Origin of the sequence: Rhizobium sp. 2MFCol3.1 (genome assembly GCF_000377565.1) — a bacterium.
Classification (GTDB): Bacteria; Pseudomonadota; Alphaproteobacteria; order Rhizobiales; family Rhizobiaceae; genus Rhizobium.
Genome location: NZ_KB898386.1, coordinates 1 through 26099, shown reverse-complemented (window position 1 = coordinate 26099; position 26099 = coordinate 1). Strand labels below are relative to the sequence as shown.

The window sequence follows — 26099 nt, the reverse complement described above, 5'->3', positions numbered from 1 at the left end:
GGGCCGAACATACAGAATGAAACTTCGACGCACCTCAGCTATAATGGTGCGTCCCTTACAGGAACAAAACCCATAGGGTTTTGCTCCGGCACGACGACGGAAACGTCGTACGGGAGCAACCGCTTCGCAGTTGCCCCGGCAGAACGACAAACCGCTACGCGGTTCGTCGATGTTAGGATGAGGCGCAAGCGCCTCACCTTGAGGACGCGGGGTGGAGCAGCCCGGTAGCTCGTCAGGCTCATAACCTGAAGGCCGCAGGTTCAAATCCTGCCCCCGCAACCAACATTCTTTCCAGAGTTTGCAAACTCACCAAATCGGGAAATTTCACTAAAAGATCTTCCGCGTAAGCGTCGACGAACTGTCGATTCTTGCCCTCCGTGTCGAGCTCGCCCGAGGTGATCGGCATCGGGCGGCGTCTGGCCTGCTCGTCGATGTCGTGGCGAGCCATGAAAAGAAGCCTGCGGATGGGGATCTGATTATCGTGCGGATTGAATTTCTTCCGCAATTTTAAAATCTTGTCCTTGAAATTTCTGCCGGCATTTCGATCTCGGCGACGAATGGTAGGCGGGGCAATTATCGAAAGCTGTTCTCGCGCCGCCATGCAGCCGGAGTTTGGCCGGTTCGTTTCTTAAATGCCCGTATCAGATGCATGGCGTCACTGAAGCCTGTCGCTTCAGCAATAGGGTCAAGTGGAGCATCTGATTTGAGAAGAAGTCCCCGGACCATTTTGATTTTCTCCTCGAGCTGCCATTGGTACGGAGATATGCCGGTCGACGCTTTAAACGCTCGGCAAAAATGCCATTGCGACTGACCCAGCAACGCAGCGAGTTCAGCAAGTTCAATCGATTGGGGAAGCCTGCTCAGCATGTAGTCCTTAACCCGGCGAACCTGCCAGGGGGCAAGTTTCATAGATTGTCGCTCGGTCAAAGGTATCGCGCTTAGCAGAGCCAGCACGCCCGCCACCAGGCTGTCGCCCAACAAGGAATATGACGCTCCGATATCGGGAATATCGAGGAGCATTTTTACCAGGGAGAGGATACGCGGATCGTTGAAGCGCAATCGAGGTTGTTCGAAGATAGCAGGTCGAAAGTCACCTTGCAGCCGGGCTTCCAGAATCGGTATGTCGAATACGATCATGGCGTATCTGGCATAGTGAAGCTGACTTGAGTATCCCCACCATGGTAGCCCCCGCGATATCACCGCCATGTGATTGGTGCTGTGCTCAACCGGGTTGGCTTTGTCTGGCTTCAGACGGCACTCCGTCGTGCTTCCGACCTCTGCCAAACTGACGGTAAATCTCGTTTCGTTTGCATGCGGCATCGTGTGCAGAACGCGGCCGGCGGCATGCTCATGAATATCTTCGACAATAGCGCCATTCCAGATCCGGCTTCTCCTCTCGATACTGAGCACGTTCTCGGAGAGATCATTTTCAAAGATCGTCGTCATATCGGCACCTGAGGCACTTGGCGGACCGGCCGCAGACCGCGATAGGGCGAGGGCTCAACGGTCCGAACAACGACGAACAACAAGAGAAAGCAGAACCGAAATGCGACTTACCGTTCATGCAGGAGACTCCTCGCAATGATGCTGCGCTGGATCTCCGAGCTGCCTTCGTAGATCCGCAATATGCGAAGATCTCTGACATATCTCTCAAGCGGGTAGTCCCGGGTGTAACCATTGCCGCCGTGAATCTGGAGAGCTTTGTCGGCAATGCGCGCCGCGGCTTCTGTCGAAAAGAGCTTCGCCATTGCGGCTTCGGTCGAGTATCGTCGGCCGGTGCCCCGCATCCTCGCCGCGTTCAATCCGAGCGCGCGGGCTGCCGAGAGGTCGACGGCGCAGTCGGCAAGCATCCACTGCAGACCTTGAAAGTCCGAAATGGGATGTCCCGCAACCTTTCGCTCCTTTGAGTAGGCGATGGCCGCCTCAAGAGCTGCAGCCGCTATACCCGTTGCCTGCGCGGCTACTTCGATGCGGCCGTTATCGAGAACGCTGAGTGCAGTTCGAAATCCTGAGCCTTCTGTCCCTAAAAGGCTTGACGGTGGGACAATACAATCGAGCGTAACAGTGAAGACGTGACCGCCTCTGAGGCCCATGGTTCGCTCTGGCAGGCCGAATTCAATTCCAGGAATATCCTTCGGTTCGACGAGAAAGGCGCTGATGCCCCGTGCTGCCAGTTCAGGAGTCGTTTTCGCGTAGACGATGATGAAGTCTGCGTAAGCCGCATTGGAAATGAAGCACTTGGTGCCACGGATGTGATATCCACGCTCGGACTTCACCGCCCTCGTACTCATATCGGCCGGGTTGGAACCCGCCTGAGGTTCTGTGAGAGCAAACGCGCCCAGCATTTCGCCAGACGTGGCGCGCGGCAGGATCCGCGCCTTCTGATCCTCGTTGCCGCCGATCTCTATGGAATCCGTTGCGAGAAAATGGGCGGTCAGCATGGACGCCGTCGAGCCGCAGGCTCCGGCAATCAATTCGACCGCTTCATAAAGGGCGACACCGCTCAGGCCCAGGCCGCCGTGACTGGATGAGATGTTCAGCCCCATCAATCCCAAGGCGGCCATGCTCGCCAGATGGCGCGTCGCAGCCTCTTCCTTGGCGTCGAGGATATGCGCGTAGGGCAACAGTTCCTGTTTGGCGAAACGCTCGATCTGGTCGAGGATCAATCTTTCTTCGTCGTTCAGGTCGCTCATGGACGTGGTGCCTTGATCAAGTCCCGTATTTCATCGTTGTGTTCATTCAGCCCCGGAGCTGCGCTGCGTCCTCCTCGCTGGTCGCCGATGAAATGTGCGGGCTGTTCCGGCAGGGGAAGCTCGCCCCCATCCCGCGTCGTCGCATTGGAATAAAGGCTTCGATGATTGGCCTGCGATGACATCCACGCCTGTCGCACGGACACGATCTCGGAGCTGGGAACGCCCGCATCGGTGAGCATTTTGACGGCATCGGCTGCGGTTAAATCCCATGCCCACGCGATGATTGCTTCGGCCAAGGCTGGCTCGTTTTCTCGTCGGCTAGCATCCGTTGCGAACCTCGGATCGGCAACGAAATCCAGGCAACCAATGACCTCACAGAAGGCTTTGAAAAGCCGGTCGTTCAGCACCGCGACCGCAAAAAAGCCGTCACCTGCGGGATAAACGCCAAAGGGCGCCGATAAGGGATGCTTGTTGCCGGTGCGCGCCGGATCGCCATTGGCGAGAAGGACGCGCGCAGCGGCTGTCGGCATCATTGCCAGCAATGAGTCGAAAAGAGAGACGTCGATCGTCCGGCCTTTTCCAGTTCTTTCTCTTTCGAAAAGAGCGACCATGATCGCCCAACTGGAAAACAGACCTGCCGCAACGTCTCCGAACGATTCGCCGATCATCGTCGGATCGCCAGTGTCGCTTCCAGTAAGTTCCATAAGCCCCGTCATAGCCTGGACGATAATGTCGTAAGCCGGGCGCATGGCATTCGGACCTGTCTGCCCGAAACCGGATATGGATGCGAAAACGAGCCTGTGGCTGTCTGCGCGCAAAACCTCCGGCCCAAGGCCCAGCTTGGCCATGACGCCGGGGCGGAAATTTTCGACCACCACATCGGCTTGGCTTATCAAGCCGCGAAGCGCTTTGATCTCGTCTGGATTTTTGAGATCCATGGCGATGGATTTCTTGCCGCGGTTGACACCCTCGAAAAGTGCGCTCTTGCCGTTGAAGAAGGGCCCGATGTGCCGATAGTCGTCGCCCTCGATGCTTTCGATCTTGATGACCTCTGCACCCATGTCCGCCAGGAGTGCAGTGCAGTAAGGACCGGCAAGGACCCGCGTGAAATCGATGACCCTTATCCCGCTCAATGGTCTGTTGGTTGACGGCATGGTCCGCTCCTGTTGAGCTTCCAGCCTATTCAATTTTGGGATATAGGTAGAAATATAGATTGTTGATATGAGATATTGAGTTTGCCTGTACCTTTCAATCTCAGACAGGTGGGATACGCTCTCGCCGTCGCGGACAAAGGCTCGACCGCCGCGGCCGCCAGAGCGCTCAATGTATCGCAGCCATCGGTATCTCAGGCAGTGACGCAACTGGAGGCGCATTTCGGGCAAGCGCTTTTCCGACGGACGTCAGGTCACGGTTTGCAGGTCACCCCTTTCGGACGCTCGAAGATCCCCGAATTTCGGCGGCTGCTGGATCAGGCGGAGTGGGTTTTCTCTGCAAGGCCGGCCGATATGGTTGCCCACAAACTGACGCTCGGCGTGTTTTCCACCGTCGGGCCGCGTTATGTCCCCAAGCTTGTCCGTCTGTTTGCAGAGCGCTTTCCCGGCAGTCGCGTGGAGCTGGTCGAAGATGATTTGCGCGGCCTCGTCGAGGGACTGACGTCAGGCAGAATTGACCTCGCGGTCATGTATGATGTCGGCCTTCCGGCCGGGCTGCGTCTCACCAGCCTGAAGGAGGTTCGCCCCTATGCACTTGTGCATGAAGGGCATCATCTCGCCGACAAGAAGACGGTGTTCGTGCGGGATCTGCTGCAAGACCCCCTCATTCTCATAAGCCTGCCGCATAGCAGGGGCTTCTTTCTCTCGATCGCCCAAAATCAAGGATTGCCGGTGACTATCGCTCTGGAGACGAAGTCAATCGAGATGGTTCGGTCGATGGTGGCCAACAAGCTGGGTTTCAGCCTGCTCGCCACGGACATCGCACACGATGCGACCTACGATGGGCAAGGTGTTCGGCGTCTTGAAATTTCTGACGACATTCCACCGCACAAGATCGTTCTCGCAGCGTCTGCATCCTTGCCGCTGACGGAAGCCTCCAAGGCTTTTCGCGACTTGACGCTCGAAACGTTCGAGGTCGAGTTTTGACCCCAGAAGGCTTTCAGCCCTCAGATCTGCGAGCGAATGTCGTCAGCGATAGGATGTAGGTCCTCGGAGTTAATGCTGCCGACGAGGCTGTATCCCAATCCTCGCTTGGCCCAACTCCAGCCATGAATATCGTGCTGGTCGCTTGGGACCATCGCTCTTTCGGAATCGACTTGCATACGCCTGGCCAGCAGTACGATACGGCTACCCTTGTCGTTGTCATACATGAGCATGAGACCCGATCCGTGGGAAGTCGGAACCACGCGCCCGCCCATCAACCGATAGCCGGACTTGCTCAGATTCGGGATTACGGCTTCACCGCCGATGGTTGCGGAGGCAAGGACTTTCAGATCATCGCTGCCGTCGGCTCGCACCTCGACCGGCCTCACTCGATCGGGTGCAAACGTGCTGTAACTGGCCGATGCTTCCTGCGCCAAGGCTGCGACGCCTTCTGTCGGCGGCATATTATAGCCTTTCAGCAGCCAGCCGCCCGAAGCTCCGATCGCGAGAAGGATAACGGCTGCGGCGGCAGTCTGCGCAACCCGCCGTCTTTTGGGCAGTTGCTGTTTTTCGATGATATTTGCAAGGTTCAGACGGCTCGGTATCGGCTCGGCTGCGACCGATTGCAGGGCTGATCTCAGCGCTGCGGTATGTTGCCGGTAGGCCGCTACACGCTTGGCCGCGTCATCGTCGGTTTCGAAGAAGGCTGCCACTTCAAGGTGGCGTTCGGCATCGAGCGCCCTGTCCACGAAGGCCTGGAGGTCATCTTCGCTGATCGGTCTCTTCGTCATTTGACCCTCCGGATAAATGGGCCTTTGGCCTTGGTGCCTGCTGGACTGGTTTCAAGGATCTGCCTCAGTTGCTCGCGTGCGCGGGAGAGGCGGGACATAACGGTTCCGACCGGAACGTCGAGGATGGTTGCCGCTTCGGCATAGCTCAAATCCTCGACCGCAACCAAGAGAAGGATGCTGCGAAAATCCGGCGGTAAGCGGTCGATTGCCGCAAGGACATCCTGACCGAACAAGGTCCTGTCCTGCCCGGCATCCACGGCCGCCGTTGCCCCCGGCATCGTCTCAAGCGTGAAGAGGTCGGCGCGCCTGGCGTTCTGGCGTATCCTGTTGACCGCAAGATTGTGCAGGATTGCAAACACCCATGAGCGGGCATTGTCATCGCGTCGGCGGCTCCAGTTCATGACCACCCGCTCGAGGCAATCCTGAACGATGTCGTCCGCCGTCTCCCTATCCCTGACAAGGCCACGGGCGTAACGCCTCAGCGCCGGGATCATGGGCTCTACCTGGAAAAGCAGGTCATCCATGTTGTAAATCCTTCAGGACGGATGGCCCGCAGTCAAGCCGCGGGCCATCCTTTCACATCAATCGGCCTGGACCTGCAGCACCTCGCCTGGTTTGCCGTCGTGCGAGGCGGCGATAACCAGATAACGGCGCTCGTCCTTGTGCTTGGATTCGACGATCTGGCGAATCGGGCCGACCGCATTGACGATCGCCGAACCGGCAGGATTGGTCATGAAATTCGAAAGGCTTTGAAGCGGTCCGCTTCCATCGGCCTTGGCGGACAGGGCAAGCACATACATCGTCTTAGGCTCAAGACCCGTGGCAGAAGCCTGCAGGACCTGCGTCAGACCTTGATCGAACAGCGTGACGCTTGTCGGGCTCTTCTTTTCCTTGTCGGCCTTTGCAGACAGTTTCAGATGCGCGGCTTCGCCGGCTGTGCCAAGCGGCTGCAGATTCTGCAATCCGTCGCCTTCCGGAACGGCGTTCGGCACGTAATTGACGGCCTGTGCCGCCTGACCGATCGGGATCGTCGCGATCACCTTGTTGGTCAGGGTGTCGATCGCGGCCATGGCGTCGGCGTTTTCAAGACCGACATAGACACGGCTACCGTCACCGGACGGCCAGATGCCATGCGGCAGATTGCCGACCGGTATCGTCGCGACCTGCTCGAAATTGTCGGTGCGGAACACCTTTACCTCGTTCAGGCCGCCGACCGTGACATAGGCGAAGCTGCCATTCTTGTTGGTGACAAGATTGACATGGTTGGTGATCGGGCCGGTATCGATGGTCTTGATCACGTCGAAGGGCGGTTTGGCGTTGAAGACCTGAACCTTGCCGGTGTCCTTCAGCGTGAACCATACCTGATTGCCATCGGGTGAAGCGGCAATGTTCGGGCAGAACGGGCTTGCCTGTTTGACATGGCCGACGATCTGCTTGTTCGAAAGGTCTACGACAACCGTTTCCGGATTGAACGATGAGCAGATGTAGCCGTACTTGCCGTCAGGCGAGAAGATCTGCATGCCGGGGCCGGCCGGGACCTTGATCTGCGCCGTCTCCTCGAAGGTCTTGGCATCGATGACGGAGATATAATCCTCGCCGCGCACCGTCACCCAGACTTCCTTGCCGTCCGGCGTGTAGAAGGCTTCATGCGGCGAGCGGCCGACATAGGTCGTGTGCTTGACGGTATTGGTGGCCGTGTCGATGAAGGTTACGGAGTTGGAGCCGATCGAGACGACGGCGATCGTCTTCTTGTCCGGGGAGAAGCCCATGCCGTGGACGAGGACCTGGCCCTTATAGAGCGGCGAGAGGTTGCCGGGCTGGGGATCACCGAGCTTGATGACGCCGAGCAGCTTGTTGGTTGCGGGGTCGGTTACCGAAACGGTGTTGGAGAACTGTTCGGCGGCATAGACCCGGTCCTTGCTGCTGACCGGGATTTCCGGGTCGGATGCGGCGAACGGAGCCTGTCCTGCGAAGGCGGAAAAAGGCAAAAGGATACTGCCCGCCAGCAAGCTGGCGGTAAAGGATGTCCGGATGTTCATGGTGAAAGACCTTTGACTTACATCTTCATGTTGGGATCCATCGCCTGGCTGGGCTTGGATCGGGCGGGGGTGTTCTCCGGGGCGACCTGGGTCGGGGCGGCGCCGGATGGGGGAAGCGGATCACCGATCGCAAGCTTCATGGCTGCGATCTCCTGCTGCTGATCCACGATGATCTCCTGCGCGATGCGCTTGAGCTGTTCGTTCTTGCCGTATTTGAGGACAGCAAGCGCCATGTCGATGGCGCCCTGATGGTGCGGGGTCATCATCGCCACGAAGTCACGATCGACATCGCCGGTCGGGTCAACCTCCATGTCCGCCATCATCTTGTTCATGGCCGCATCATTTTCGGCCAGGTAGACGGCCTCGGGGCCGGCGTCTTTTGCCGATGCGGCTGCATGATCGTGCTGTGCTGGATCATGGGCGAAGGCGGTGCAGGCGCCAGCGGTCGCCAGCATCGAGGCGGCAAGAACGAGCGATTTTCGGTTTGACCAGATCGTCATTGGGTGCTTCCTTCTGATTTCATATGGGTAGACAACCGCGTGAGGCATCTATTCCAACGATGTGCGATTTATTTTCAGCTCGGGTCTTCGAGCCCGAAGGTGGCGACGAGCGCGAAGGCAAATAGCCCAAGCGCGATCTCGCAGGCGGCGCCAGCCATCAGGGCTCTCCGCGCGAAGCGGGGATCTGTGGGACATCGGGGGACGATGACGTAGCGATCGACGACAGCGATGGCGCACATGATGCCTCGGCAGGCGCCGGGACTTCGCAAATAGGATTGTCCAAATGGTCACGAAGCCTCGTGCGTTTTCGCGCGCCGATCTTTAACAGGATTGGCTTTGCGGGCGCGCCGTCATGCTCTCGGCATTTCTCCCGTTAGCTTTTTGAAGACCCGGTTAAGATGCATTGCATCGCGGCGCCGGAGACTACATCGTGGCAAAGGCCTTGCGCAGTTCCTCGGTGAAAATCTGCGGTTGCTCGAAGGCCGCGAAATGACCGCCATGGGTGGCTTCGCCCCAATAAGTGAGCTTCGAATACATGCGATCGCCCCAGATTTTCAGCGGGCGGAACAGCTCCCCCGGAAATACGCTGACGCCGACCGGAATATCCAGTTTCTGAGGCGTGAAAGTCGTTTCGAAACTCTCCCAATAGAGGCGGGCGGAGGAGGCGGCGGTTTCCGTCAGCCAGTAGAGGGTGATGTCGTCCAGCATCTGGTCGTAGCCCAGCACCTTTTCCGGATGATGGTCGGAATCGGTCCAGTTGCCGAATTTCTCGTAGATCCAGCTTGCCTCCCCGATCGGAGAATCGGTGAGCGCGTAACCGATCGTCTGCGGCCGTGTTGTCTGGAGCTTGGCGTAACCGGCTTCATGCGTGCCGTATGCAACCAGTTGTGCGATCGATGCCTGCTCTTCCGCGGTGGGCGTGCCTTCGATTGGTGGCGGGAAGAGGATCGGCAGGTTGAGGTGGATGCCCTTCAGGCCCGGCACGTGCTGCTTGGCCATCCAGGTCGTGACACCGGCGCCGTAATCGCCGCCCTGTGCATAATACTCCGTATATCCCAAGCGCTGCATCAGCACGGCCCACGCTTTTGCGATACGCGGCAAACCCCAGCCGGCTTTCGTCGGCTTGTCGGAAAAACCGAAGCCGGGCAACGAGGGAATGACCACATGGAACGCATCCTCTGCCTTTCCGCCATGGGCGGTCGGGTTGGTCAGCGGGTCGATGACGTTGAGAAACTCGATGACCGAACCCGGCCAGCCATGGGTGAGGATCAGCGGCCGTGCGCCATCATGCTTCGACTTCACATGGATGAAGTGGATGCCGAGGCCATCGATCTCGGTACGGAACTGCGGATAGACGTTGAGGCGCTTTTCGACCCGACCCATGTCATATTTGTCCCGCCAGTAGGTCAGGAGCAATTCGACCGAATGCAGTGGGGCACCCTGCGACCAGTCATCGACCGTTTCCTTTTCCGGCAGACGGGCAAGTTTCAGCCGGGTTCTCAGATCACTGATGGCGGCGGCCGGAATCTTCACCTTGAACGGTGTTATGGCTTCGGTGGCCGCAGGCACCGCTGCGCTTGCCGGCGCAGCGACAGCCGGTTCAACGGCGGCGATGACGGGAAGCGCAGCGGCAGCCGTCAGGAGAAATCGGCGAGACGGGTCGAAGCCGGGGGATAAGGTCTTGCTTGTCGGGGTCATTGATGTTGTCCGGGGTGGGAGAAATCTATTCGATGAGGGGAAAATAATTCCCCTCTCGGACTGTCAGAAGTCGCCACGATTAGAGGTACTATCCATTGAGGTGGATAATCCCGGCCATCATGCAGGATCAGGCACCGTCAGATCAGGCGCCGAGATTACCGAGCACGCCGAGCTGCCCCAGAATGATCGTTGCGGCGGTATAGCAGTGGAAAGATGTCACCTTGCCGTCCTTCAGATGAAATACATCGCAGCATGGCGCATGCATTTCCCGTCCGGTCGGCCCAATCGTGCCGGCGGGAAGGGCGAGTGGTCCGGTCTGGGTGCCGTTGAGCGTTAGCTCGACGATGACGACATCGCCCATGACATAAAAATTGCCGAGCTCGCGATGCATGTCGTGAAAGGCTTTCGCATAGATTTCGACCGTATTGCCGATGTCCCGGCCGTAATATTTGGCACCTGCCGAAACGTCCCAGAAATATCCGCCCTCGGCGAAAAGCGCGACGAATCCGTCGACATCCTTGACCTCGGCGGTGCGGTAGAGTTCGCGGATCACGGCCTCGTTGCTGGTCATTTTATTTGTCCTCTTGGTGGTGGTTTGGATCAGGTTCAGCGGATCGAACGGAAGGCCTTGCGCATCTCTTCCGAGAAAAGCGCCGGTTGCTCGAAGGCGGCGAAATGGCCGCCCTTGTCGACTTCGTTCCAGTAGAAGAGGTTCGGCCAATGCGCCTCGGCCCATGCCTTCGGGGCCCGGTAGATCTCCTTGGGGAAGATGGTCGCGGCCATCGGCAGTTCGATACGACCGGCATCGAAACCGCCGCCATTGCGGGTGTTCTCCCAGTAGATCCGGGCAGAGGACGCCGCTGTGCCGGTGAACCAGTAGAGCGCGATGTCGTCGAGCATTTCGTCGGCCGTCAGCGCATCTTCCGGCTCGCCCTTGTTATCCGTCCAGGCCTGGAATTTCTCGTAGATCCAGGTGGCCTGGCCGACGGGGGAATCCTCGAGCGCATAGCCGATTGTCTGTGGGCGGGTCGCCTGTTCCTTGAAATAGCCGAACTGGTCGTTGGCGAATTTCATCGCAGCGTCCATGGCCGCCTTTTCCTCCGGCGTCGGGTCGTCCGGGAATTTTTCGGGAAAGACGAGCGGCCAGTTCACATGCGCGGCAACCAATCCTTCGGGGCGGACATGGCCGAGCGCGTGTGTGACGCCCGAGCCCCAGTCGCCTCCTTGTGCCACCCACTTGGTATAGCCGAGGCGCTTCATCAGCACGCCCCAGGCGTTGGCGGTTCGTATAACGGTCCAGCCGGCCTCGCTCGGTTTGTCGGAAAAACCGAAACCGGGTTGCGAGGGGATGACGACATGGAAGGCGTCTTCCGCCTTCCCGCCATGGGCGGTGGGATCAGTCAGCGGCCCGATCACTTTCAGGAATTCGACGACGGAGCCCGGCCATCCATGGGTGAGGATGATCGGCAGGGCGTTTTCGTGCTTCGACTTCACATGGATGAAATGAATACCGAGACCGTCGATTTTCGTGCGGAACTGCGGATAGGTGTTGATCTGCCGCTCGAACCGGCGCCAGTCATATTTATTGCGCCAGTACGAGACCAGCGCCTTGGCCTTTGCCAGCGGCACGCCCTGAGACCAGTCCACGACGGTCTCCTTCTCCGGCCATCTCGTGGCTCCGAGCCGGCGTTTCAAATCGTCGATCGCAGCCTGCGGGATAGAGACCTTGAAGGGTGTCAGGCCATCATTTGCCGGCGGCAATGAAAACGTCGCGGTTTTCGCGTCTGCCGAGGAGGCGATAGCTAAGGCCGCCGGCGCAGCGACTGCGAGCTTCAGGAGATGTCGGCGGTTTGACGTAGGGGTGTCATCGGTCATGGAAGGATCCTGGGATGAGGTTGAGCGAGTGAAGGAGCCGGTGAGGGAGGTCGGTGAAAGTCGGAGCAGGGCAATGTTATGTCCCTCTTGTGCCCGCGGCTCGGGTTCGACTGCCGATGAGGAGCGCGATCCCGACGATGAGGCCGCAGACGAGATTGAGGATCGCGCCGTGACGAAAGTGCCGATCGCGACCGAAAGGACCGCCGCCCATGATGATCGGGGGGCGGAAATCTCTGTCATGCCGGGCTCCTTCACAATGCGGGAGGGGCCGTCCCCGGCGCGACGAGGTGCCGGGGACAGCGGTCAAGGCTTAAAGGCTGGCGCGCGGTCAGGCCTTGACGAAGGCGAGCAGGTCCGGGTTGATCACATCGGCATGGGTCGTCAGCATGCCGTGCGGGTAGCCCTTGTAGACCTTGAGCGTGCCGTTCTTCAGAAGCTTGACCGAAAGCTCGCCAGAATCGGCGATCGGCACCACCTGATCGTCGTCACCATGCATGACGAGCGTTGGAATGGTGATCTTCTTCAGGTCTTCCGTCTGGTCGGTTTCGGAAAAGGCCTTGATGCCTTCGTAATGGGCCTTGGCGCTGCCCATCATGCCCTGACGCCACCAGTTGCTGATCACACCGGGATAGACTTTCGCGCCATCGCGGTTGAAGCCGTAGAAAGGGCCGGTCGGCACGTCGAGGAAAAACTGCGCGCGGTTGGAGGCGAGTGCCGAGCGGAAACCGTTGAACACTTCAATTGGTGTACCGCCGGGGTTGGATGCCGTCTTGACCATGAGCGGCGGAACGGCGGAGACGAGCACGGCCTTGGCGACGCGGCCCTGGGGCTGACCGTATTTCGCAACATAGCGGGCGACTTCGCCACCGCCGGTCGAGTGGCCGATATGAACGGCGTTCTTCAGGTTCAGGTGTTCGGCGACAGCCGAGGCGTCGGCGGCATAATGGTCCATGTCATGACCTTCGGAGACCTGTTGCGAGCGGCCGTGGCCACGGCGGTCATGGGCAACGACACGGTAACCGTGCTGTACGAAGAACAGCATCTGCGCGTCCCAATCGTCCGACGACAGCGGCCAACCATGGTGGAAGACGATCGGCTGGGCATCCTTCGGACCCCAGTCCTTGAAGAAGATATCGACGCCGTCCTTGGTTTTAACGAAGTTCTCGGTCATGGGGTGTTTTCCGTTCATGCTGTGGGAGGAGGGTTTTCTGGCTGCGAGGCTCGGCACCGCCGAAAGCGACACGGTCGCCGCCACGGCGGCGCTGGTCAGCAGGGCGTCACGCCGGGTGATGGGCAGGGTCTTGTCGTCGGGAGTGGTCACGATCCGAATATCCGAATGAAAGAGGATGCTTGAGAACGGCGGCCAACCTATGCGGCGTGATGGGGTGCGGCGATGCGCGTTCTTGCGCAAGCTGTACGTTCTTGCTCCAAAATTCGGCGCGATCCATTTCTCCGGTTTACGCGGGTCGCGTGAGGCTTAACCTCCGGGTGTAAGGCAGTAGGCCGGTATCGGGAGGGCTCATGAGCGGGGAGGGGCTACACGAGAATGTCGTGCGTGTAGAGCGGCGTTTTCGGTCCTGGAATGGCGTGACGGTCGTCGATGTGCACGAATACACAAAGGGCGAGGTCCTCCATCCTCTCCTCAATGAAGAGGAGACGGGTATCGCCCTGGCGCTCGACGAAGTCGGTGGTGTCACTGAGCCACGCCTGAAACCCGGCGAAGCCTGCTCGCTCGATCACAAGCCCAATCACATGACGCTGGTTCCGCGCGGCATGCCCCTTTGGGGCCATGCGACAAAGGAGTTGCAATATAGCCGGTACGCCCTGCTTCTTTTCGACCTCGGCACGCTCGAACAGCGTTTCAAGGATGATTTCCAGGTCAAATTCTTCGAAACTCCGCGGCTCAGATTCACCGATCGCCGGATACATGATCTGGTGCGAATTCTGATTGGGCTCTCCGATGATGACGTATCCATGACGCTGCTGGGAGACAGTCTGACATCGGCAGTCTTCGCCTTGCTCTCGAGCGACGTCACGGAACCGATCGCATTAGGGCTTTCCGATCGGGCCTTGTCGCTGGTTGTCAGCTATATACAGGACCAGCTTCCAAAGCAGATCGAGCTATGCGAGTTGGCTGGTCTGGCGGGCATGTCGCGATGGGATTTCTCGCGTATGTTCAAGGCATCGACCGGATTGTCTCCCTATCAATGGCAGCTCGATGCGCGATTGAAGAAGGCCCGGCACCTTTTGCTGACCACCTACGAATCGGTCGAGAGCATTGCGGCCTCGACCGGATTTTCCGATTCCATGCATCTCTCTCGCCAATTCAGGCTGAGGTTCGGCATGCCACCTGGCATCTGGCGGAAGACGCATCGCTCCTGACCGGTCAATGATACGGCTGCTTCAGGCTGGATTTTGTGCTCAGATTTGAACGTTCTTACGCAAATCGCGCCGCAGCAACTTCCCGTCCATTGTTTGAACGATGCGGGCCGTTAGGGTGTTGTCTCGATATGGTTTCATCACCCTAAGGCCATCCGCCTTCCTCAAACGTCGAGTATGATCGGCATGCCCGTAATCTTCGAAAGCGATCTGCCAGAAAACGTCATCAGCATCGAGCGGCGATCGCAGACCTGGAATGGGGTCACGGTCGAGGACATCCACGAACACGCCAATGGCGGCGTTCTGCATTCCCTGCTTTACGAGAATGACACGCGCTTTACCGTGAACCTGGAAGAGGTGGGCGGGCTGACCGAACCGCGGCTGAAGCAGAACCAGGCCTGCGCGCGCGAGCATGCGGCCAACCACATGGCGCTCATTCCGCGTGGCATGCAGCTGTGGGGTTTTGCGCAGGATCTGCGCTATTGCCGATATGGAATTCTGATCTTCGACATTCCACGGCTGCGCGAACGTCTCGAAGAGGATTTCGCGGTCCAGCCATTCGAGGAGCCGCAGTTGCGGTTCACGGATCATCGCGTTCTGGCACTGGTCAGAATGCTGATCGACATTCCGATGAATGACAGCGCCTCGACATTGCTGGGCGATAGCCTGACGGCGGCTGTCTTCGCGCTTCTTTCGGCACCGCGAAAGCAGGTCGAGGAAGGCGGAAGGCTAGCGCCCTGGCAAATCAAACGCGTCACGGAATATATGCGAGACCAGCTTCCGAGGCAGATCGAGCTCAAGGAACTCGCCAACCTGATCGGGCAATCGCAATGGCATTTCTGCCGGGCGTTCAAGGCATCGACTGGCGTTTCACCCTATCAGTGGCAGCTTGAGGAGAGGGTCAAACTCGTCCAGCGGCTGCTTCTCGATTCGCAAACTCCACTCGAAACGATCGCGGAAGCCACCGGTTTCAACGATTCCATGCATCTGATCCGCACTTTCAAGAAGCGATCGGGGCAGACGCCGGGTGCGTGGCGTCGCGACAACGCCATGCGGTGATGTCGCGACGTCTTGAGCGAAAATCTTTCAGGAGACTCGACCACGCGGATCATCGATATGCTGCCTGGCGACGTCGTAACGCACGCCCTGCCGATCAAGAATGCGGACATTCTTCACCACATGCGCGAGCGCTTTCAGGAAGGTTGCCGAATTTTCATGCTCATCATAGGCCTTCTCATCGGAATAGCCCTCAACGAGATGAAAGGTATTCGGATCGGTGAGGTCCTGGGCAAAGGCATAGAAGATGCAGCCCTTGATCTTTGCGGCGGCCTCCATATCCGGGATGACGGCGTCGATAAACGTCTGACGGTCATCGGGATGGACCCGGTAATAAGCGCTGACGACGACGCCGGTTGGAAGGGTCTTGTCGTGATCGGCCATGGTGGTGTCTCCTCTTGAGTTTGTTTCGAATCTTTTGGTAAGTTTCGGCCGCGGACGCCGCAGCCGACGATCGAAGGTAGCCGCCGGCAATGACCTGCGACGATGGAAATTCCTGCCCGCGATTGCAGCTTCTTGCGCCAAATTGCAAAACACCGGTGATGCTATCGGTCGATGGTGAGGCGATGAGCTCTGGTCTGTGTCGCGACCGCTCAGGCTGCTGGTGATACGGGGGATGCCGGGCGAGCCATGCGCCAACCGGCTTTTGACAGGATCCTATCGTGTCGCCAGGAGCACTGTGCCGGCCCTGCCCGTGGCCTCCACGCGCGCCGCAGCCTGCGCCACTTCGGAAAGATCGCCATAGGAAATGAGATGGCCGCCCTGCGAAAGCAGTCCCACGACACGGCTGGCGACCTCGCCTCCGACCGGATCGAGCACGACCCTGATCGGCCGGCCATCGGCTGCGACAGAGACCTTGTCTGTCCAGTCGGCGCTCTCGGTGGACAATGCCGGCAGGTCCGGGAAGACGACGTTGAGTTCGTTGACGCCGGCCTCGCGCCGGACAATGGCGATCACGTCATATCCGCATTCGATGAGCAGCCCGATCGTCAGGCGGGCGACCGCGGACCCTGCAGCCGTAAAGACAACCACGTCCTGGCCGGGTCTTGCGCTGGAAACCTCCACCGCGCGCAAGAGCGGGGCTGTGGTCAGCGGATTGACGTGAAGCTGGGCGGCCGCCTCCTTGGTGACAATGTGGGGGATGGCCGTGAGGTATTCGGCAGGCACGATCGCTTTCTCGCTCCAGGCGCCGCGGCCGGAAAAGAACGCCACGCGTGCTCCGGCTACAAGATCCACGCCTGCGCCCGCCTGTACGACGATACCATAGCCTTCGAAACCGACTGTTCGCCGTCTTTGGGAATGACGAACCGCATGCAATGTTTTCGTCGTCGGGCGAGGCGCACGGTCGGTTATTGGAAGTCCGGTATTTTCGTCGACATGTGCTTAAACGGGTTGGCGGTTCGTTACGGTTTAAGACCCGGAAAATTTGCAAGTCTCCCTGCGTTCCGGCCCCCGCAACCAAGCTTTCCAGAAAAAGAACGAGCGCAAAAACCCTTCTTGCGAAGGCAAGCGGGCGGAAGTCTCCAGGAGCTTTCGTTTTTCGTCCTCCGCCTCAAGTTCGCCGGCACGCAGCCTCTCGAGATAGTCGTGGCGTTGCCATGCCTCGAACCGCTTCTCCATGATTGTCGCCGCTTCCATGGCAGCAAGGATGGAAGCCATGCGGCAGTGGGGGCGTTCATGGAAGAGTCGCGGACGCAGACTTCCCCAATGGATCTCTTTTGTGCGTTGCGAAACCTTCGCTGCCGCCCAGGCATTGTATTTCGGACGCGGGCTACTTTGGCCAAAGAAACGTTTCCATATCTGCGACAAAATAGAATATAAAATCCATAGATTTTTAATGCAATTGTTAAGATCGGGCATCTCCAACAGCGGACTTGCCAATGCCCTCCTACAGAAAACTTCGTGCCCTCAGCCTTGGGCTTCTTGCCGCCGTCGCCACGTTCAATGCCGCATGGTCGGCCGATGAACCGACCAAGGGCGGCACGCTCGTCTATCTCGAGCAACAGTCTCACACCAATCTCTATCCGCCAGCTGGCGGGTTCTATCCCAATGGTGGGATTCTGAACCAGATCACCGACAAGCTGACCTACCAGAACCCCAAGACGCTGGAGATCGAGCCTTGGCTGGCCGAATCCTGGCAGGTCAACGACAGCGCGACCGAGTACACCTTCAAGCTCCGTCCCGGTGTCACCTTCTCCGACGGAACGCCGCTCGACGCGGCTGCCGTTGCCAAGAACTTCGACACATTCGGCCTGGGCAACAAGGCGCTGAAGCAGCCGGCTTCCGAGGTTGTCAACAATTACGATCGCAGCGAGGTCATCGACCCACTGACGGTCAAGTTCTACTTCAAGAAGTCGTCGCCCGGCTTTCTGCAGGGCACGTCGGTAATCGGATCGGGGATCGTTTCGCTTTCCACGCTGTCTCTCCCCTTCGAACAGCTCGGCGACGCGACCAAGATCATCGGTTCGGGCCCATTCGTCGTCTCTGGCGAAACGCTCGGCAAGTCGCTCGACCTGAAGGCTCGCGAGGATTACAGCTGGGGGCCGGCCAAGCTGCAGCACCAGGGTCGCGCCTATCTCGACGGCATTCAGTACATCATAACCGGCGAAGACAGCGTGCGCATCGGCGCGCTCCTCGCAGGCCAGGCCGATTTCATCCGCCAGATTCAGGCCTATGACGAAGGCCAGGTCGCAACGCAGGGCTTCAGCCTCTATGCTCCCGGCACCCGCGGTGTGAACAACTCGATCGTCTTCCGCCCCGACAATGCGCTTGTTTCCGACCTTAACGTGCGCAAGGCACTGTCGCTGGCGGTCAACCGCGACGAGATCATCTCGACGATCTTCTCCAAGAACTACCCCAAGGCGACGTCGATCCTCGCATCGACGGCGATCGGCTATGTGCCGCTGACGGACAAACTGCAGTACGATCCCGAAAAGGCAAAGTCGCTGCTCGATGAAGCCGGTTTCAAGGCGGGCGCCGACGGTATTCGCGAGAAGGACGGCCAGAAACTCATTCTCACCGCCTACGAGTCGCTGCCGCAGCCGCAAAGCCGCGCTACGTTGCAGCTGATCGCGCAGCAATGGGCCAAGATCGGCGTCAAGTTCAACGTTCTCGCAGGCGATGCCGGCAGCAAGACCGTCGATGAGCTCGACCCGCAAAAGACCCCCGTTGCCGTGGCGATGGTCGGACGCGCCGATCCTGATGTCGTCAAGAGCCAGTATTACCCGACGATCCGAAACCTGCTGCTGCAGAAGGGTGGCACCAGCGACAAGGTCAAGACCTTCTCAGACGCTAAGCTGAACGCCGTCCTCGACGAAATCGCCTCGGAACCCAACCGCGACAAGCGGTTGGAGGCGGTGAAGCAGGCGCAGATCTACGTGCTCGACCAAGCCTATTCGATCCCATTGTTCGAGGAACCGCAAGCGTTTGCCGGTGCGCCATATGTGAAGGGCGTCTCCTTCGAGGCTGTCGGTCGTCCGTCCTTCTACGACGTCTGGCTAGACAAGTGACCATCAAGGGGGACGGTGCAGGCCGTCCCTTCTCAGGAGACATGCGATGACACGCTACGTTGCTATACGGATCGGCCAGGCGGCGCTCGTCCTGTGGGCGGCCTTTACACTGTCCTTCATCTTGCTGCAGGCCATGCCCGGCGATGCGGTTCTGATCAAGTTCCTCAATCCGGAATTCGGTCTTAGCGCCGACCAGATCCGCGACATCCGCGCCGCCTACGCCGTCGATTCGAACCTATTGGTCCAATACGGCAACACGCTCGCCAATTTCCTGAGGGGCGACTTCGGCTATTCGCTTCAGGCTGGCGTTCCTGTTTCAGCGCAGCTGGCCACTAACCTGCCGCCGACCCTTCGGCTGGCGGGCCTGGGCTTCACCGCGGCTGTGACGCTTGCCGTCCTGATCGCATTCCTTTCGTCGACCGCGCCCTTTGCCTGGCTTCGAAACGCGATGCAGGCCATCCCTTCGCTGTTCATTTCGATCCCCGTTTTCTGGCTTGCGATCATGCTAATCCAGATATTCTCCTTCCGTCTGCGGTTGGTCTCGGTCATCAATCCCGGACCGTGGGAAAGCCTGGCGCTGCCGGTCGCCACATTGGCGGTTCCGATCGCCGCCCCGCTTGCGCAGATCCTCATCCGCAGCATCGATGAGATCAGGACGCGCCCCTTCATCGCCGTCGCCCGCGCCAAGGGCGCCAGCGAAACGCGTCTTCTCGTCCGCCATGTCGCACGCAACGCCCTCCTTCCCGCATTGACGATCGCCGGTGTGCTCTTCGGCGAGCTCCTGGCAGGCGCCGTCGTTACCGAGACCGTCTTTGGACTGAACGGCATCGGCGGGCTTACGGAGAAGGCCGTCGGCAACCAGGACCTCTCGGTGCTTCAGGCCATCGTGGTTATTTCCGCCGCCGCTTTCGTGACCATCAATCTTGCCGTCGATCTCGCCTATCCGCTGCTTGATCCCCGGCTCAGAACCCAAAGCGCGGAGTGAGCCATGTCGACGACAGAAGACCTCTCTATCCTTCCGACCGCGGGTTCGGTTGTCGCCGCGCGTGACAAGCACAAGACCGCGCTCGCGCAGCTGCGCTCCTTTCCCTACGGTCTTGCGCTCGCCTGGCTGATTATCGCTGTCACGCTTGCCTGGACGGTCGCGCCCGCGCTGTTCACCAGCTACGACCCACTTCAGGGCACGCCCGGCGGACAATTGAAGGCACCATCCGCGCTGCATCTGCTCGGCACGGATTCCCTCGGTCGCGACCTCCTCTCTCGGATTATCCACGGCGCCGTCAATTCGCTTTCCGGCGCTGTCGCCGCGGTGGGGGTGGGGCTTGTCGTGGGTTCGGCGATCGGACTGTTTGCCGGCTCGGCGCGTGGCCGCATCGGTGAGGCGTTGATGCGGCTTGTCGATGTGCTTCTCGCCATTCCGACGCTTCTGTTGTCGCTCAGCATCATCATCCTGCTCGGCTTCGGCACCATGAACGCGGCAATTGCCGTGGGCGCCACCGCGATCGCCGGCTTCGCGCGCCTGATGCGATCCGAAGTGGTGCGTGTGCGCGGTTCCGAATTCGTCGAAGCGGCATTTGGAAGCGGCGGCACCTTCGCCAAGGTTCTGTGGCGCCACATTCTGCCCAACTCGCTGACCTCGGTCATCGCCTATACCGCAGTGCAATTCGGCTGGGCGATCCTGCAGCTCTCGACGCTGGGCTTCCTCGGCTACGGCGCGCCGCCGCCGACGCCGGAATGGGGGCTGCTTATTGCCGAGGGCCGCAACTACCTCGCGACCGCCTGGTGGCTGACCGCCGCCCCGGGCCTCGTCGTCGTCGCCGTCGTGCTCTCGGCGAACCGAATAAGCCGGTCGATCGGAGGAAATGCGCGATGACCAAGTCCGACATTCCAGTCATCGACATCAAGGACCTTCACGTGTCCTACCGCCAGGGTGATCGCCGCGTCACGGTCGTCCACGGCGCTTCTTTCTTCGCCAGACCGGGCGAGGTGGTTGCACTTGTCGGCGAGAGCGGCTCTGGCAAGACCTCGACGGCGCAGGCGATCATCGGCCTTTTGCCGCAGAACGGCCGATTGGAGCACGGTTCCATTCGGCTGAACGGTGAGGACATTGCGCAATGGAACGAGAAGCGCCTGCGCGGCATTCGCGGCGCCGTCGTCAGCCTCGTTCCCCAGGACCCCGGCAACTCGCTCAATCCCGTCCAGACGATCGGCGAGCAGGTTCGCGAGATCCTCTCGATCCACGGCAAGATCGATCGCAAGACCGCTGATCGCAAGGTCATCGAGCTTCTCGCCCATGTCGGGCTCAGCGAACCGGAGCTGCGCATCCGGCAATACCCGCATGAACTTTCCGGCGGCATGAAGCAACGCGTGCTGATCGCGATCGCGATCGCGCTGCGCCCGGCGCTGATCATTGCCGACGAGCCGACATCGGCGCTGGATGTAACCGTGCAGCGGCGTATTCTCGATCTGATCGACGATCTGAGGCGCGAGTACGGAACAGCCGTGCTGCTGGTCACCCATGATCTCGGCGTTGCCGCCGATCGCTCGGACAGGATCGTCGTGCTGCAGGGCGGTCGCATTCAGGAGCAGGGCGCCACCACGGATGTGCTGGCAGCGCCGCAAAGCGCCTATACGCGCAAGCTTCTCTCTGACGCGCCATCGCTTGCCACGGCAAAGGATCGTCCGCCGATTGATGTCGGCAGGCCGCTCGTCGTCACGGTCAAGGACCTGGTCCAGGATTTCAAGTTGCCGACCGGCCGCACGTTCCGCGCGGTGGATGGTCTTTCCTTCAGCGTACGGCGCGGGACCACCCACGCCATCGTCGGCGAATCCGGATCGGGCAAGACCACCACGATCCGTGCCATCGCAGGCTTTAGCAAGCCAAGCGCCGGTACCATCAGCATTGGCGGCGCCGACGTGGCTGATTTCTCCGCAAAGACACTGCGGCAGTTTCGAAAGACGCTTCAACTCGTCTACCAGAATCCATGGGCCTCGCTTGACCCACGCCAGACGGTGCGCGCGATCGTTGAGGAGCCACTCCTGAATTTTGAGCTGATCCCGCGCGGGGAGCGCGAGAAGCGGGTGCTTGCGATTATCGAGCGCGTCGGTCTCGCCCCCGACCTGCTGCCGCGCCTGCCGCACGCGCTCTCCGGCGGCCAGCGGCAGCGTGTTGCGATTGCCCGCGCGCTGGTTCTGGAACCCGATGTCGTGGTGCTGGACGAAGCCGTATCGGCACTCGACGTGACCGTCCAGGCGCAGATCCTCGATCTCCTTGCCAAGCTGCAAAGCGAGCTTGGGCTCACCTACATTTTCGTGACGCACGATCTCGCTGTCGTGCGCCAGATCGCAGACACCGTTTCGGTTCTGCATAACGGCCGGCAGGTCGATTATGGCCCGGTCGAGACTGTCTTTTCAAACCCGACGAGCACTTACACCCGCGAGTTGGTTGAAGCCATCCCGGGCAAGAAATTCACGCAGGCCGGCATCACCAGGCAAACCATTGCAGCAGGATCTCTTTCATGACGACGACACCCAAACGACTGGGCTTCTTCACCCGTATTCTTGACGATGTCCCCGCCGCCGAGCGTTACCGGCTTGCAGCGGAGCAGATCATTCACGCGGAAAGACACGGCTTCGACAGCGCATGGATCGCCCAGCATCATTTCCACGCCGACGAAGGCGGCCTTCCATCGCCTGCCGTCTTCCTTGCGCATATCGCCGCGCGCACCTCCAACATCCGGCTCGGCACCGGCGTCATCACGCTACCGATGGAGAACGCCTTGCGCGTGGCCGAAGACACCGCCGTGCTTGATCTTCTGTCCAATGGACGGTTGGAGATCGGCTTCGGCACCGGCGGCACCCGGGAATCCTTCGAGGCATTCGGTATCGATCCCGATCGCAAGGGCGAGGTCTATGCCGAAAAACTGGCGACCGTTCGTGACGCCTGGGCCGGAAAGCTGCTGTCCGGCGACAATCGCCTTTACCCCGACGCACCGCACCTTAAAAACCGTGTCTGGCTCGCGACGTTTTCGGCGCAGGGAGCGCGCCTCGCGGGGCTCAACGGCGATGGCCTCATGCTTTCCAGAACGCAGCCGCGCCCGGCCGATCGAAGCGGCGCCCGGCTCGACGAACTCCAGAACCCGATCATCGACACCTATCTTGCCGCTCTCCCCGAAGGGGCTACGCCGCGCATTCTCGGATCGCGCAGCCTGTTTGTCGCCGACGATCGAAAGCGGGCACTGGCCTTCGCGGAAACCGGCCTGCGGCGGGTGGCCGAGCGTTTTGCCGCGGCCGGACATCACATTCCGGGCGATAGCCTGGATGATCTCATCAAGGCGCTCGATAGCCACGTCGGCACGCCCGATGATGTCATCGCATCGTTGAAGGACGATAGTGCGCTGTCGCGTGCGACCGACATCACCTTCCAGGTACACTCGATCGATCCGCCGCATGCCGAGATCCTTCGCTCCATCGAACTGATCGCCGCCGAGGTCGCGCCCGCTTTGGGCTGGCATCGGACGGCGGAAACGCAACTTGTCGCGGCCCAATAACCGAGGAACCCTCATGACCGAGAAGACAGACATCATTGACAGCCTGCTGGGCATTCGCCCCGGCTCGAAGGCCGAAGCGCTGCGCGCGCGCCGGCCGACAACGAAGGAGCATACCCAGAAGAGCTACGAGGCGCTGTTTTCCCCCGAGGACAGCAGCCAGGCGTCGCTGGCTGAGCGCTTCGCCGTGGCGCTCTTCGTGGCGATCCTGAATGACCAGGCGGATATCGCCGACTTCTATGCAGGGAGGCTGACCGAGGCAGACGCCCGGCCGCAGTTGCTGGCGGCCGTAGAAAGCGTGGCGAAGTCGAGCAAGGTCGCCGGCCCCTATGGTCACTATCCCGCAGGCCCTCTCAGCAGCGAGAACCTCGATGGGCCGACGCTTGTCATTGCCGAGCCAGAGCGTGGCGTACTCGGAAGCCGCCTGGCGGCGGCGCTCGAACATGCACATCTCCTCACCCTGCATCCGCGTGATGCAGCACCCGCGCACCTCAACAAGCTGTTGACCGCAGGCTGGAGCGCGACGGGCGTCGTCACGCTTTCCCAGCTCGTTTCATTCCTCGCCTTTCAGATCAGAATCGTTGCCGGCATCAAAGTGCTGGCGGCCTGACGGAGACCTTCATGACCGATACGATCATCCAACCCGCTATCGAAAACCCGCCCGTCGCCTTCACGCAGGAGCACGTCGGCTGGGCCGCCTGGCTGCCGCCGCTGCAGGAGAGCGAACTGACTGAGCGTCATTACGAAGCATTGGTCGATCGCGCTCGCGCGAAGTCGCCCTACTTCGCTCTGCTCGTGCGCGATCCGGCCATACTCGAGGCCCGCACGAAGACAGACAACGACATCTTCTACAACACGGCGGACGGCCTGCCGCGCGCCGAACGAGAGCTGTCGGCAGCGGCCGCCTCGCGCTTGAACGGGTGCATCTTGTGTGCCTCGGTTCATGCGCGCTTCGCTTCCCAGTACTCGAAGCGGCCCGACGACGTGCAGAAGCTCCTTGACGAGGGTGTTGGCGCCGACCTCGGTGAGCGCTGGAATGCGATCGTTGCGGCTTCCGTCGCTTTGACACAGACACCGTCGGCATTCGGCAAGGAGCACGTCACACGCCTTCGCGATGCCGGCCTCGCCGACGAAGAGATTTCCGACGTCATCCATGGCGCCGCCTTCTTCAATTGGGCCAATCGCCTGATGCTGTCGATAGGCGAACCGACCCCTGCCGCCAAATAGCGAGCCACGCCCACTAGACGGCGCCGTATCTGCCGCCCGGCCAGAGCAGCGCCGTCCTCTTTGCCAGCATCAACAGGAAGAATGGGTCGCCTACCGGCGCCCATGCAAGACATGACCGCAATTTCCCGACGCAAGCACCCACGACACGACGCATGGTTCAGCGAACTATCGCTCGGCGCATCGAGCTGGAGCAAGCTTGACGGCGCCGAAGGCGACCGCACCGCATTGGCGGTCACCGAACGCGCATGGCAGATCGGCATCCGTTATTTCGACACGGCACCCTACTACGGCAGTGGACTGTGCGAACGGCGCCTGGGTTCCGGATTGGCCTGGAAGGATACCGGCGACTATCTGCTATCCACCAAGGTCGGCATCGACCTCGACCCGTTCGGCCAAAGAAAACCGGTGGCCCACCACTATCCCCACTACGCGCCCTTCACGCCGGTCTGCGACTACAGTCGCGACGGCATCCGACGCTCGTTCGAGACATCGTTACATCGCCTGGGTATCGTGTCATGCGATATCGCCTACATGCACGGGCTTTCGATCTGCGACGGCGGTATCGACGCCGCACTCGGCACCGGCATGCCGGCCCTTCTCGAATTGAGGGACGCTGGCCACGTGCGGATGGTCGGCGTGGGTGCGAATAGCCCCGCCATCGCCATGGCATTCCTTGAACGCTATGACATCGACGTGCTTCTGTTCGCCGGAGGTTTCACGCTGACGGATCATGCCGGGGCGGGGCCAGTTGTCGAAGAGTGCGCGAAGAGAAACATCGGTATCATCGCGGCCTCGCCATTCGCCAATGGCGCCTATTTTGCCGCCGAGAATACTGCTGATCGCCAGAGGCTCCAGGTGCGCTGCGCCGAATATGGAATCTCCGACACTGCCGCGGTGATCCAGTTCGGCCTGAACTTTCCGTCGGTTCTGTCTGTTCTATGGTCCACGACCAAGCCGGAGAATGTCGACAGGACCGTTGCCGCGCTCAATGAAACGATCCCGGCCGCATTCTGGGAGCGTCTGCGTGAAGACGGGGCGCTGCTCTTTTGAGTACGTTGCGAAAGCGCACTGCTCTTCTTCAAGTGGCGTGTGGGTTCCGAATGCCACCTCGGGCAAACGTGCGAAGCCTTCGAGCCGCAGGTGCCCGATTGTCAAAAAGCGGGAGCGGGTGAGCGAGCCATTTAGTGCGAGTGTCTATCGTCGCGCCCGGACGAATAATTGAAACGAGAGAAGTTGTAGATGAGCACGACGATGCCAAGAGATACTGGCGCTGCCCACATGATATCTGGCGTCTCCAATGGGCAGGAGAATATCGCGGCTCCTAACGCAAACATGACAGCGCTCGCTGCGTGAAACTGCCAATAGGGCGATCTCAAATGCTTCATTTGTAAGCGCGAATTTCTGCACACCTTCTGAAGAGGGGTGCTCTGATGCATGAAGTGTCCACCAAAAACAGGTGGACACCTAATCATGGACGATACTCCTAAACTGCAAGTGCGGCTTGTTGGTCGCGACGGCCGCCGTCGATATGACCCGGCTTCTCGGGATCAACTAATCGCAGCGTGCTTAGAGCCTGGCGTTTCGGTCTCTCGACTGGCGCGGGAACACGACGTGAATGCCAACCTTGTTCACAAGTGGATAAAGAAGGCC

Annotated in this window: 27 protein-coding genes and 1 tRNA gene; 13 read left to right on the top strand and 15 right to left on the bottom strand. The window is 60.0% G+C overall.

Annotated features, from left to right (window positions below):
- Positions 1 to 205: 205 nt before the first annotated feature.
- Positions 206 to 282, top strand: a tRNA-Met gene (locus tag D460_RS0131790).
- A gap of 291 nt (positions 283 to 573) precedes the next feature.
- Here D460_RS0131790 and D460_RS0131785 read toward each other — a convergent pair.
- From D460_RS0131785 to D460_RS0131775, 3 genes are all read right to left on the bottom strand, one after another.
- Positions 574 to 1446: an AraC family transcriptional regulator gene (locus D460_RS0131785; protein WP_018902661.1), complete on the bottom strand. Its 873-nt coding sequence runs from the start codon at positions 1444 to 1446 to the stop codon at positions 574 to 576.
- A gap of 107 nt (positions 1447 to 1553) precedes the next feature.
- Complete coding sequence (locus D460_RS0131780; protein WP_018902660.1) at positions 1554 to 2693, bottom strand: acyl-CoA dehydrogenase family protein; 1140 nt, start codon at positions 2691 to 2693, stop codon at positions 1554 to 1556.
- Positions 2690 to 3847 carry a CoA transferase gene (locus D460_RS0131775; protein WP_026283757.1) on the bottom strand — a complete coding sequence of 386 codons (1158 nt, stop codon included), beginning with the start codon at positions 3845 to 3847 and terminating at the stop codon, positions 2690 to 2692. The genes D460_RS0131780 and D460_RS0131775 overlap by 4 nt, the downstream gene beginning before the upstream one ends.
- Before the next feature lie 108 nt (positions 3848 to 3955).
- On the opposite strand from D460_RS0131775, the gene D460_RS0131770 reads away from it, so the two are divergent.
- Positions 3956 to 4831: a LysR family transcriptional regulator gene (locus D460_RS0131770; protein WP_245267855.1), complete on the top strand. Its 876-nt coding sequence runs from the start codon at positions 3956 to 3958 to the stop codon at positions 4829 to 4831.
- A 20-nt stretch (positions 4832 to 4851) separates the two neighbouring features.
- Here D460_RS0131770 and D460_RS0131765 read toward each other — a convergent pair whose 3' ends face one another.
- The 9 genes from D460_RS0131765 to D460_RS0131725 all read right to left on the bottom strand — a co-directional run bounded on the left by D460_RS0131765 (position 4852) and on the right by D460_RS0131725 (position 12920).
- The gene (locus D460_RS0131765; protein ID WP_018902657.1) at positions 4852 to 5619 is read right to left on the bottom strand and encodes an anti-sigma factor; all 768 of its coding nucleotides are present in this window, start codon (positions 5617 to 5619) and stop codon (positions 4852 to 4854) included.
- Positions 5616 to 6143, bottom strand: coding sequence for an RNA polymerase sigma factor (locus D460_RS0131760; protein WP_018902656.1), 528 nt, complete (start codon positions 6141 to 6143; stop codon positions 5616 to 5618). The genes D460_RS0131765 and D460_RS0131760 overlap by 4 nt, the downstream gene beginning before the upstream one ends.
- A gap of 57 nt (positions 6144 to 6200) precedes the next feature.
- Positions 6201 to 7658: a YncE family protein gene (locus D460_RS0131755; RefSeq protein WP_018902655.1), complete on the bottom strand. Its 1458-nt coding sequence runs from the start codon at positions 7656 to 7658 to the stop codon at positions 6201 to 6203.
- Between the two features lie 17 nt (positions 7659 to 7675).
- Positions 7676 to 8158, bottom strand: coding sequence for a DUF305 domain-containing protein (locus D460_RS0131750; protein ID WP_018902654.1), 483 nt, complete (start codon positions 8156 to 8158; stop codon positions 7676 to 7678).
- 74 nt (positions 8159 to 8232) lie between these two features.
- Positions 8233 to 8397, bottom strand: a complete 165-nt coding sequence (locus D460_RS36285; protein ID WP_155947907.1) for a hypothetical protein — start codon at positions 8395 to 8397, stop codon at positions 8233 to 8235.
- A 184-nt stretch (positions 8398 to 8581) separates the two neighbouring features.
- Positions 8582 to 9856, bottom strand: a complete 1275-nt coding sequence (locus D460_RS0131740; protein ID WP_018902653.1) for an epoxide hydrolase family protein — start codon at positions 9854 to 9856, stop codon at positions 8582 to 8584.
- Between the two features lie 142 nt (positions 9857 to 9998).
- Positions 9999 to 10427 (bottom strand): nuclear transport factor 2 family protein, encoded by a 429-nt coding sequence (locus tag D460_RS0131735; protein ID WP_018902652.1) that lies wholly within the window; start codon positions 10425 to 10427, stop codon positions 9999 to 10001.
- A gap of 35 nt (positions 10428 to 10462) precedes the next feature.
- Positions 10463 to 11731 (bottom strand): epoxide hydrolase, encoded by a 1269-nt coding sequence (locus D460_RS0131730; protein WP_018902651.1) that lies wholly within the window; start codon positions 11729 to 11731, stop codon positions 10463 to 10465.
- A 328-nt stretch (positions 11732 to 12059) separates the two neighbouring features.
- Positions 12060 to 12920, bottom strand: a complete 861-nt coding sequence (locus tag D460_RS0131725; RefSeq protein WP_196809399.1) for an alpha/beta hydrolase — start codon at positions 12918 to 12920, stop codon at positions 12060 to 12062.
- 332 nt (positions 12921 to 13252) lie between these two features.
- On the opposite strand from D460_RS0131725, the gene D460_RS0131715 reads away from it, so the two are divergent.
- The gene (locus D460_RS0131715) at positions 13253 to 14113 is read left to right on the top strand and encodes an AraC family transcriptional regulator (RefSeq protein ID WP_026283755.1); all 861 of its coding nucleotides are present in this window, start codon (positions 13253 to 13255) and stop codon (positions 14111 to 14113) included.
- A gap of 183 nt (positions 14114 to 14296) precedes the next feature.
- Positions 14297 to 15169, top strand: coding sequence for an AraC family transcriptional regulator (locus tag D460_RS0131705; RefSeq protein ID WP_037112516.1), 873 nt, complete (start codon positions 14297 to 14299; stop codon positions 15167 to 15169).
- Positions 15170 to 15196: 27 nt separating this feature from the next.
- Here the strand turns inward: D460_RS0131705 and D460_RS0131700 are convergent, their stop codons facing one another.
- The 3 genes from D460_RS0131700 to D460_RS36280 form a co-directional block, all read right to left on the bottom strand.
- Entirely contained in the window at positions 15197 to 15550 is a 354-nt protein-coding gene (locus tag D460_RS0131700; protein ID WP_018902646.1) for an antibiotic biosynthesis monooxygenase family protein, read from the bottom strand.
- 273 nt (positions 15551 to 15823) lie between these two features.
- Positions 15824 to 16378 (bottom strand): hypothetical protein, encoded by a 555-nt coding sequence (locus D460_RS34315; protein WP_018902645.1) that lies wholly within the window; start codon positions 16376 to 16378, stop codon positions 15824 to 15826.
- Positions 16379 to 16576: 198 nt separating this feature from the next.
- Entirely contained in the window at positions 16577 to 17047 is a 471-nt protein-coding gene (locus tag D460_RS36280; RefSeq protein ID WP_155947906.1) for a hypothetical protein, read from the bottom strand.
- Between D460_RS36280 and D460_RS0131685 the strand changes: the two genes are divergently transcribed.
- The 9 genes from D460_RS0131685 to D460_RS35730 form a co-directional block, all read left to right on the top strand.
- The gene (locus D460_RS0131685) at positions 17047 to 18675 is read left to right on the top strand and encodes a TIGR04028 family ABC transporter substrate-binding protein (protein WP_018902643.1); all 1629 of its coding nucleotides are present in this window, start codon (positions 17047 to 17049) and stop codon (positions 18673 to 18675) included. The two genes, D460_RS36280 and D460_RS0131685, sit on opposite strands and share 1 nt — an antisense overlap.
- A 46-nt stretch (positions 18676 to 18721) precedes the next feature.
- Positions 18722 to 19660, top strand: coding sequence for an ABC transporter permease (locus tag D460_RS0131680; protein ID WP_018902642.1), 939 nt, complete (start codon positions 18722 to 18724; stop codon positions 19658 to 19660).
- Between the two features lie 3 nt (positions 19661 to 19663).
- Positions 19664 to 20548 (top strand): ABC transporter permease, encoded by an 885-nt coding sequence (locus D460_RS0131675; protein ID WP_018902641.1) that lies wholly within the window; start codon positions 19664 to 19666, stop codon positions 20546 to 20548.
- The gene (locus tag D460_RS0131670) at positions 20545 to 22197 is read left to right on the top strand and encodes an ABC transporter ATP-binding protein (protein ID WP_018902640.1); all 1653 of its coding nucleotides are present in this window, start codon (positions 20545 to 20547) and stop codon (positions 22195 to 22197) included. Before D460_RS0131675 ends, D460_RS0131670 begins: the two co-directional genes overlap by 4 nt.
- Positions 22194 to 23225 carry a putative FMN-dependent luciferase-like monooxygenase gene (locus tag D460_RS0131665; RefSeq protein ID WP_018902639.1) on the top strand — a complete coding sequence of 344 codons (1032 nt, stop codon included), beginning with the start codon at positions 22194 to 22196 and terminating at the stop codon, positions 23223 to 23225. Before D460_RS0131670 ends, D460_RS0131665 begins: the two co-directional genes overlap by 4 nt.
- Before the next feature lie 13 nt (positions 23226 to 23238).
- Complete coding sequence (locus D460_RS0131660) at positions 23239 to 23832, top strand: CMD domain protein (RefSeq protein WP_018902638.1); 594 nt, start codon at positions 23239 to 23241, stop codon at positions 23830 to 23832.
- Positions 23833 to 23843: 11 nt separating this feature from the next.
- Positions 23844 to 24449, top strand: coding sequence for an alkylhydroperoxidase domain protein (locus D460_RS0131655; RefSeq protein WP_018902637.1), 606 nt, complete (start codon positions 23844 to 23846; stop codon positions 24447 to 24449).
- A 111-nt stretch (positions 24450 to 24560) separates the two neighbouring features.
- Positions 24561 to 25499 (top strand): aldo/keto reductase, encoded by a 939-nt coding sequence (locus tag D460_RS34310; protein WP_196809398.1) that lies wholly within the window; start codon positions 24561 to 24563, stop codon positions 25497 to 25499.
- A gap of 417 nt (positions 25500 to 25916) precedes the next feature.
- Positions 25917 to 26099 (top strand): transposase (locus D460_RS35730; RefSeq protein WP_155947908.1); only part of this gene is annotated, 183 nt, incomplete at its 3' end.

Bases quoted from the DNA above. Each gene is read 5' to 3' on its own strand.
- D460_RS0131780 (WP_018902660.1), bottom strand. From the start codon at position 2,693: ATGAGCGACCTGAACGACGAAGAAAGATTGATCCTCGACCAGATCGAG.
- D460_RS0131705 (WP_037112516.1), top strand. From the start codon at position 14,297: ATGCCCGTAATCTTCGAAAGCGATCTGCCAGAAAACGTCATCAGCATC.
- D460_RS0131755 (WP_018902655.1), bottom strand. From the start codon at position 7,658: ATGAACATCCGGACATCCTTTACCGCCAGCTTGCTGGCGGGCAGTATC.
- D460_RS0131765 (WP_018902657.1), bottom strand. From the start codon at position 5,619: ATGACGAAGAGACCGATCAGCGAAGATGACCTCCAGGCCTTCGTGGAC.
- D460_RS0131775 (WP_026283757.1), bottom strand. From the start codon at position 3,847: ATGCCGTCAACCAACAGACCATTGAGCGGGATAAGGGTCATCGATTTC.
- D460_RS0131675 (WP_018902641.1), top strand. From the start codon at position 19,664: ATGTCGACGACAGAAGACCTCTCTATCCTTCCGACCGCGGGTTCGGTT.
- D460_RS0131685 (WP_018902643.1), top strand. From the start codon at position 17,047: ATGCCCTCCTACAGAAAACTTCGTGCCCTCAGCCTTGGGCTTCTTGCC.
- D460_RS0131680 (WP_018902642.1), top strand. From the start codon at position 18,722: ATGACACGCTACGTTGCTATACGGATCGGCCAGGCGGCGCTCGTCCTG.
- D460_RS36285 (WP_155947907.1), bottom strand. From the start codon at position 8,397: ATGTGCGCCATCGCTGTCGTCGATCGCTACGTCATCGTCCCCCGATGT.
- D460_RS0131725 (WP_196809399.1), bottom strand. From the start codon at position 12,920: ATGAACGGAAAACACCCCATGACCGAGAACTTCGTTAAAACCAAGGAC.
- D460_RS0131735 (WP_018902652.1), bottom strand. From the start codon at position 10,427: ATGACCAGCAACGAGGCCGTGATCCGCGAACTCTACCGCACCGCCGAG.
- D460_RS0131785 (WP_018902661.1), bottom strand. From the start codon at position 1,446: ATGACGACGATCTTTGAAAATGATCTCTCCGAGAACGTGCTCAGTATC.
- D460_RS0131740 (WP_018902653.1), bottom strand. From the start codon at position 9,856: ATGACCCCGACAAGCAAGACCTTATCCCCCGGCTTCGACCCGTCTCGC.
- D460_RS0131665 (WP_018902639.1), top strand. From the start codon at position 22,194: ATGACGACGACACCCAAACGACTGGGCTTCTTCACCCGTATTCTTGAC.
- D460_RS0131750 (WP_018902654.1), bottom strand. From the start codon at position 8,158: ATGACGATCTGGTCAAACCGAAAATCGCTCGTTCTTGCCGCCTCGATG.
- D460_RS34310 (WP_196809398.1), top strand. From the start codon at position 24,561: ATGACCGCAATTTCCCGACGCAAGCACCCACGACACGACGCATGGTTC.
- D460_RS0131715 (WP_026283755.1), top strand. From the start codon at position 13,253: ATGAGCGGGGAGGGGCTACACGAGAATGTCGTGCGTGTAGAGCGGCGT.
- D460_RS0131655 (WP_018902637.1), top strand. From the start codon at position 23,844: ATGACCGATACGATCATCCAACCCGCTATCGAAAACCCGCCCGTCGCC.
- D460_RS0131760 (WP_018902656.1), bottom strand. From the start codon at position 6,143: ATGGATGACCTGCTTTTCCAGGTAGAGCCCATGATCCCGGCGCTGAGG.
- D460_RS0131670 (WP_018902640.1), top strand. From the start codon at position 20,545: ATGACCAAGTCCGACATTCCAGTCATCGACATCAAGGACCTTCACGTG.
- D460_RS0131730 (WP_018902651.1), bottom strand. From the start codon at position 11,731: ATGACCGATGACACCCCTACGTCAAACCGCCGACATCTCCTGAAGCTC.
- D460_RS0131660 (WP_018902638.1), top strand. From the start codon at position 23,239: ATGACCGAGAAGACAGACATCATTGACAGCCTGCTGGGCATTCGCCCC.
- D460_RS0131700 (WP_018902646.1), bottom strand. From the start codon at position 15,550: ATGGCCGATCACGACAAGACCCTTCCAACCGGCGTCGTCGTCAGCGCT.